Source organism: Phytoactinopolyspora alkaliphila (genome assembly GCF_010550695.1).
GTDB classification, from domain to species: Bacteria; Actinomycetota; Actinomycetes; order Jiangellales; family Jiangellaceae; genus Phytoactinopolyspora; species Phytoactinopolyspora alkaliphila.
Genome location: NZ_JAAGOB010000005.1, coordinates 53251 through 59536 on the forward strand (window position 1 = coordinate 53251; position 6286 = coordinate 59536).

Here is a 6286-nt window from a genome sequence, read left to right on the forward strand (position 1 = left end):
GTCGGCACGTGAGGAGGGCATTCGGTGCCTCGGGTCACCATATATTCCGTCGCCCAGGCCTGCGGTGTGTCGTCGTCGACGGTGTCGCGCGCGTTCACCCGGCCGGATCTGGTGAAGGACTCGGTCCGGCAGCGGATCCTCGCGGCAGCGGCCGAGCTGGGCTACCGGCCGAACAAGTCCGCGCGAGCCATCGCGACAGGCCGGACGGCGATGGTGGGCCTGGTGGTGCCGGACATCACCAACCCGTTCATGCCACCACTCGTGCGGGCCGTCCAACGGGCGGCGGGCGATCACGACTGGTCGGTACTCCTGGTCGACGCGGAAGAGCAAAGCGCCGCGGAGGCCGAGCTGATCAGCCGGCTTCATGGTCAGGTGGACGGCCTGATCCTGGCGTCGCCGCGGGCACGCTCGATCGACCTGCAGAACGCCGCGGAAGATCTGCCCTGTGTGCTGATGAATCGGGTAATCCGTGGCCTGCCGTCGGTCGTCTGTGACAACGGCGCCGCGCTCGCGGCCATTGGGGACCAATTGGTGCGCGACGGCCACCGGAGGGTGGCGTTGCTCGGTGGGCCTGCGAGTTCGTGGGCGGCTCAGCAACGCGCCCGGACAGTGCGCGCGTGGGCGGCACGCGCGGAGGTAGTACTGGACGAGCTCAAGCCGTACGACGCCTCCTTCGACGGTGGCCGGGAGGCCGGCGCCGCGCTGCTGGCTACCGGAACTACCGCGGCGTTCGCGTTCGACGACGTCATGGCCTGCGGCGTGCTGGCCGAACTGGCATCCCGAGGAGTGGCCGTCCCCGGCGACTACAGCGTCGTCGGGTGCGACGACGTCCTGCTCGCCCGGATGGTGACCCCGAGCCTCACCACGGTGACCGCACCGTTCGGGGAGCTGGGCCGGGCGGCGGTCGAGCTTCTGCGTGAAAGCGTCGCCGAGCCGGAGGGCCGGCCGAGCCGGGTCACCCTGCCCGGGGTGCCCGTCACACGCGCGTCGACGGGCCCGGTGGCGGCCAGGACTCCGTGACCGTCTCACGTCCGGATCGGACAGAATCCTCTTCGCATCTGGAGGGTGGCCCGCCGCGGCGATACGCTAGACTGGACTGAATTGCAACCGCTTGCAAGTCTAGATCTGAGGAGTCCGCACGTGCTACGGATAGGCATTGTCGGCACTGAGAACTCACACGCCGACCACTTCGTCCGCCACCTCAACATCGACCAGCACCGCCAGGACGCACGAGTCGTCGCGCTGGCGGGCGGGGACACAGAGAGGAATCGGACCCTCGCCGACCAGGGCGGAATCGACACCGTAACCGGCTCGCTCGCCGAGGTGATGGACCAGATCGACGCAGCCGTGGTGTGCAATCGGCACGGGGGGCTGCACCGTGAGCACGCCGTTCCGCTGCTCGAGGCCGGCAAGCACGTCTTCGTCGACAAGCCGACGTCGACGACGGTGGCCGACACGGAGGCGATGATCAAAGCCGCCCAAGCGGGCGGCGGCGTCCTGGCGTCCTGGTCCATCCTGCGCCACGCGCCGGGCATTCTCGACCTCCGGAAGGCGGCCGGTGAGCTGGGCGAAAGCTCGGTGGTGACCGTGCTCGGCCCGGCGGATCCCGACGACCCCCACGCCGGCCTGTTCTTCTACGGCCCACACGTGGTGGAAGCGGCGCTGGAGTTGCTCGGCAACCCCGAACTCGATGGCGGAGTCTCGGTGCACACGGTCAAGGACGGCGTGGTGGCCACCGCCCAGGCCGGAGGCACGCAGCTGGTGCTCGTCTTCATCCGTAGGGCAGACGGCGGGCGGGTGCCCTGGCACGCCACTGTCGCGGGACCGAACGGTGTCGCGCACCGGGAGATCACGTCCGACACGCTGGCTCACGGGACCGGGCTCGACCGGTTCCTGGATGCGGCACTCGCCGGCCAGGCTCCGGCCCCATACGCAGAGCTCGTGACACCGGTCAGGCTGCTCACCGCGATCACAGAGCAGCTCTGAGCCCGGTCACCACCTTCGCCACCGCCGCCGCGATCGCGCGGGTCTGGTCTTCATCGCCCAGCAGGTAGGCCTGGGGGAGCCAAATGGTGTCCGCCGACACCTGATCGGCAGCCGGCAGTTCGGCGAGCGGGTAGGGCTGGCCGAGACGATCGGCGATGGCTCGCGCCTCCCGCATCAGCGCCTCGTTGCGATGCAATGGTACGTAGCCGGCCGATGCGCCGGGCAGTCCTTCGGCCGCCAGGGCTTTCACGGCGGTGTCGCGGACGCTGCCGGCGCCGAGTTCGGGAACCCGGAAGACGAAAAGGTGCCTGCCGTGGGCGGTCACGTCAGGATTCTCCGGCGCGAGCCGGATGCCCGGCACGTCGGCGAGGGCTTGGGAGAGTAACGTTGCATTACGTTCCCGTACGTCCTGCAGCGCGGGATGCCGTGCCAGCTGGGCCCGCAGGAGCGCCGCCTGAAGTTCGGTCAGCCGGAGGTTGTAGCCGACGCTGGCGTGCTCATACCAGCCCCCGCCGGGGACCCGGCCGACGTTCACCAGCGAGTACAGCGTGGCAGCGAGGGCGTCGTCGTCGGTGGTGACGGCGCCACCTTCACCCGCGGTGATGTTCTTGCTGCTCTGGAAACTGAACGTGCCGACGTCTCCGATGGCGCCGACCCGGCGCCCCTTGTAGGCGGCCCCGTGTGCCTGTGCGCAGTCTTCGATGATGGCGAGACCATGTCGCCGGCCGATCTCGGCGAAGGCGTCCATATCGGCGGGGCGGCCGGCCAGGTGCACCACCACGACGGCCTTGGTTCGGCTGGTTATCGTTGCCTCGGTTGCGTGTGGGTCGAGCAGGTGGGTGGCTGGGTCGACGTCAGCGAAGACCGGAACCGCACCGACGAACAGGGCGGCGGATGCCGTGGCGATGAAGGTATAGGGCGGGACGATCACCTCGTCCCCGATACCCACGCCGGCCGCACGCAGCGCGACCGCGATGGCGAGCGTGCCGTTGGCCAGGCAGATGCCGTGCGCCGCGTCCTGGTATGCCGCGAACTCGCGCTCGAAGCCCGCGACGACGTCGCCGTGGATGCTTCCCCACTTGCCGGACGCGATGACGTCGTGCACGGAGCTCAGTTCGGCTTCACCGAACACGGGCCAGGTCGGCAGGTCGTTGTCGCGCAGGGCCGGCGGCCCTCCGTGTAGCGCCAACGTGGACTCGTGGACTGTCATGGGTGATCCTCACTCCCTCGCCGCCGGCGGCTGGGGTCTATGACCCCAAGCGCGGCTCGTGTGCGCAGTTGGCTGCAGCCTAGTGCAGTTGAGCAATTTCTTGAAGACTTAAATCTCAATTGACGCTGTCATATATCCAGCACCAGAATCGGTGGCGGGCATCGCGGCACTCCATGGAGCAGCGGAGGTAGATGTCATCCACCTGCGGTTCCATGGAGAAGCTAGGTGCCGCGGTTTAAGTGTGACCTAAAACTTTAATCAAGTGTGATTTTAATCAAATAGCGTTGACGAGCGCGGCTGCCGGGGTGACGGTCCCTCCGGATCCGACCGGGGATCATGCCGGCGAGGCGGATAGCTGGCATGGACAGCACCGCCGACCTCGACGCACGGACCAACTGAGCATCGGTTACGGTCACCAACGTGACGGTTCTGGTCGGATTTGTAGTGGCGCTCGGCATGGTCGTCGTCGTTCCGCTAGGGCTGCGCCTGATGGACGACGAACACCGCCGGCTCGGACCTATCACGCAGATCTGGCCCGTGGCTGGGCTTCTCGGAGCGGTGTCGTTGCTACTGGAACGTGGCTCGTTCGCCGTGGTGCTGGCCGGTGCCTATGCGCTCGTGACAGCGTGGCTGGCCGTCTTGGCACTGTTCCGCCTGTTGCGGCGCAGATCGGTCGCGCCGGTGGAGATCGCCATTCTGACCGCCATGGTGGCGCCGGCGATAGCCGCCACGAGCCTGGTGGCCGAGCGTGGCGGATACGAGCTGTTCGGGTTCGGAATGACTGTTCTCGCCCTCACCGTCGCCCATTTCCACTTCGCGGGATTTGCCGCGGCTCTGGTCGCCGGCCTGGCTGCCAGCACTGTCCGCTCGGTAGCGTCCGAGATAGCCGCTCTGACCGTTCCGGCCGGGACGGCGTTGGTCCTGCTCGGCTACTTCACGTCTGAAGAGGTGGAACTCGTCGGGGCGGCCGTGCTGACGGCCGGCATGTGGATGCTGGGTTGGGTCATATGGCGTCGCGTGCGTCCTGCCTCGCCCAGCCTCGTCACGCGATGGCTGTTTGCCGGTAGTGCCTTGATACTGGCGGCGACCATGGTGCTGGCGTTGAGTTGGGCGGCGGGACATGTGTGGGACGCGGTGCCGCACCTGTCGCTTACTTGGATGGCGGCGACGCACGGTATCGCCAACGCGCTGGGCTTTGCTGTCTGCGGAATGCTCGCCTGGGGCCGGTTGCGTCAGGAACGGCGGCACGTGGAGAACGCTGAAAGGCGTTGATCGGGGCCGACGCGGCGGCGGTGCCGTGAGCCGGCCGGAACCGCTGTCGTCACACTGGAACGGCAAGAACTCGAGCAAGCCTGACGCCACGTGCCGGAGTGCCGGATCACGAAGGCGCGGGCGATGAGCCTTGAGGCTTGGTGTCGATCTCGGCCGGTGCGAGATCCGGAGGCGGCACGGACGGGACGGTCATGCTGAGCCGGACGGTGTTCCGTCCGCTGTTCTTCGCATCGTAGAGCGCTGTGTCCGCCGCGAGGATCAACTCGTCAAGCGTGGAGATGCCCTCGGCCGGATAGAGCGCGGCGCCGACGGACGCGCTCAAACTCAGCGTCTCAGTAGTCCTCCCGCCTGGCGTCTCCAAGACGATGGACTGAACCCGACGACGGATGCGTTCCGCGACGTTGTAGAGGTTTTGAACGTTCCCTACATCGGGAAGGGCTACTGCGAACTCTTCGCCGCCCCAGCGCCCACATGCGTCCTGATCGCGGACCTCTGACAAGAGCTCCTTGGCTACTGCCTCGAGAACCTCGTCGCCGAACGGGTGGCCGTAAGTGTCGTTGACAGTCTTGAAATGGTCAAGGTCGATGATCAGAAGCCCCATGGGCGCGTTGCGATCTTCGGACCGGCTAAGCGTCTGCTCGGCGAACTCATGCCAACGACCGGCGGTAGCCAATCCGGTCTTGGTGTCAATGCGCGACGCTTGCTCGTACTGATGAACAAGAACGCCGCGGTGAAGCGCCACCAGCGCGACGACGATACCGACGAGCACAATGGGGTTCGACACAACCACAGCCGCCGCGACCAACCCCAGACTCATGGCGCCCGCCTCGAGCAGCTGATCGCCGAAGTTTGTGAACAGGTCGCGGACCCGTGCTGTCGGATTCGACAAGGCAATCGCGACCATGACCAGGCCGACGTTGATCGAGAACCGCAACGCGGCCGCGAAGACGATGATTCCGAGGTCGAAGACACTCGCCAGGGTCAGGGAGGCGGGTACTCCTGGGTAGGAGCTTGATCCCGCTGCGAGAACGATCCCGGCCGCTTGAGTCCCGCACAGCACGGTCGCACACGAGAATATCCATCGGTACAAGGGCACTGGCCTGGTGCTGGGCCAGATCCGGCACCACGCGACGAAATAGGTGAGAATGACCATCGCCGACGCTAGCGCTGGCGGAAGCACCAGCACAGCGGCGAAGCTCCACACTGCCTTGGTGTCGATGTAGCCCGACGTAGAGCCTCGAACGTACTCCCGCTTGCGCTCTATCTGCCGGGTCATCTCGATCGCCACCACGGCGCAGGCGCCGAGGACACCGAACCTCAAGAGATCCTCGCTGCTAATCGGGACCAGCCACGCGGTAGCCAACGTCGCGGCGAGCGCGATGCCGTTGACGATGAGGACATAGATCAGAACGGTTCGCGGCGCAAGCCACACGGCCCAGTTCGATACCCAAGCCCGTGGTTTGGCCAACACACCCCTACCGCCTCTACCTGCGTAAACAGCGCGAGATCCTTTGCGGCTTCTTATCGTAGTCCAATGTGTCAGCTTTGTCTCGACCCAAACGGGGACAATAGTGATGTAGTTCAGCGTGTGCCGGGCTAGTTTCACAAGGCGGCTGCTTCCCTCGGCTAGCCGAAGGAATCCACGACGGGTTGGAGGTGTGAGTGATGCGTGACACGAACTGGGTTCTGCGGGACACGAACTGGAGCTGGTGATGGATGGGTTGCGGTGTGGGTTCGAGCGGGTTGGAGGTGTGAGTGATGCGTGACACGAACTGGGTTCTGCGGGACACGAACTGGAGCTGGTGATGGATGGGTTGC

5 protein-coding genes are annotated in these 6286 nt (G+C 66.3%); 3 read left to right on the top strand and 2 right to left on the bottom strand.

What is annotated here, in order from left to right; translation table 11 throughout:
• Window positions 1-24: 24 nt before the first annotated feature.
• Window positions 25-1020 carry a substrate-binding domain-containing protein gene (locus G1H11_RS10385; RefSeq protein ID WP_163818506.1) on the top strand — a complete coding sequence of 332 codons (996 nt, stop codon included), beginning with the start codon at window positions 25-27 and terminating at the stop codon, window positions 1018-1020.
• Between the two features lie 120 nt (window positions 1021-1140).
• Window positions 1141-1986 carry a Gfo/Idh/MocA family oxidoreductase gene (locus G1H11_RS10390; RefSeq protein ID WP_163818507.1) on the top strand — a complete coding sequence of 282 codons (846 nt, stop codon included), beginning with the start codon at window positions 1141-1143 and terminating at the stop codon, window positions 1984-1986.
• On the opposite strand, the gene G1H11_RS10395 is transcribed toward G1H11_RS10390, so the two are convergent.
• Window positions 1970-3196: a DegT/DnrJ/EryC1/StrS family aminotransferase gene (locus G1H11_RS10395; protein WP_163818508.1), complete on the bottom strand. Its 1227-nt coding sequence runs from the start codon at window positions 3194-3196 to the stop codon at window positions 1970-1972. The two genes, G1H11_RS10390 and G1H11_RS10395, sit on opposite strands and share 17 nt — an antisense overlap.
• 420 nt (window positions 3197-3616) lie before the next feature.
• Between G1H11_RS10395 and G1H11_RS10400 the strand changes: the two genes are divergently transcribed.
• Complete coding sequence (locus G1H11_RS10400; protein WP_163818509.1) at window positions 3617-4468, top strand: YndJ family transporter; 852 nt, start codon at window positions 3617-3619, stop codon at window positions 4466-4468.
• A gap of 106 nt (window positions 4469-4574) precedes the next feature.
• Here the strand turns inward: G1H11_RS10400 and G1H11_RS10405 are convergent, their stop codons facing one another.
• The gene (locus tag G1H11_RS10405) at window positions 4575-5900 is read right to left on the bottom strand and encodes a diguanylate cyclase (protein ID WP_163818510.1); all 1326 of its coding nucleotides are present in this window, start codon (window positions 5898-5900) and stop codon (window positions 4575-4577) included.
• Window positions 5901-6286 lie beyond the last annotated feature (386 nt).

What these genes read in the sequence shown, in the direction of transcription:
- G1H11_RS10395 (WP_163818508.1), bottom strand. Translation starts at nt 3,196, where the DNA reads ATGACAGTCCACGAGTCCACGTTGGCGCTACACGGAGGGCCGCCGGCC.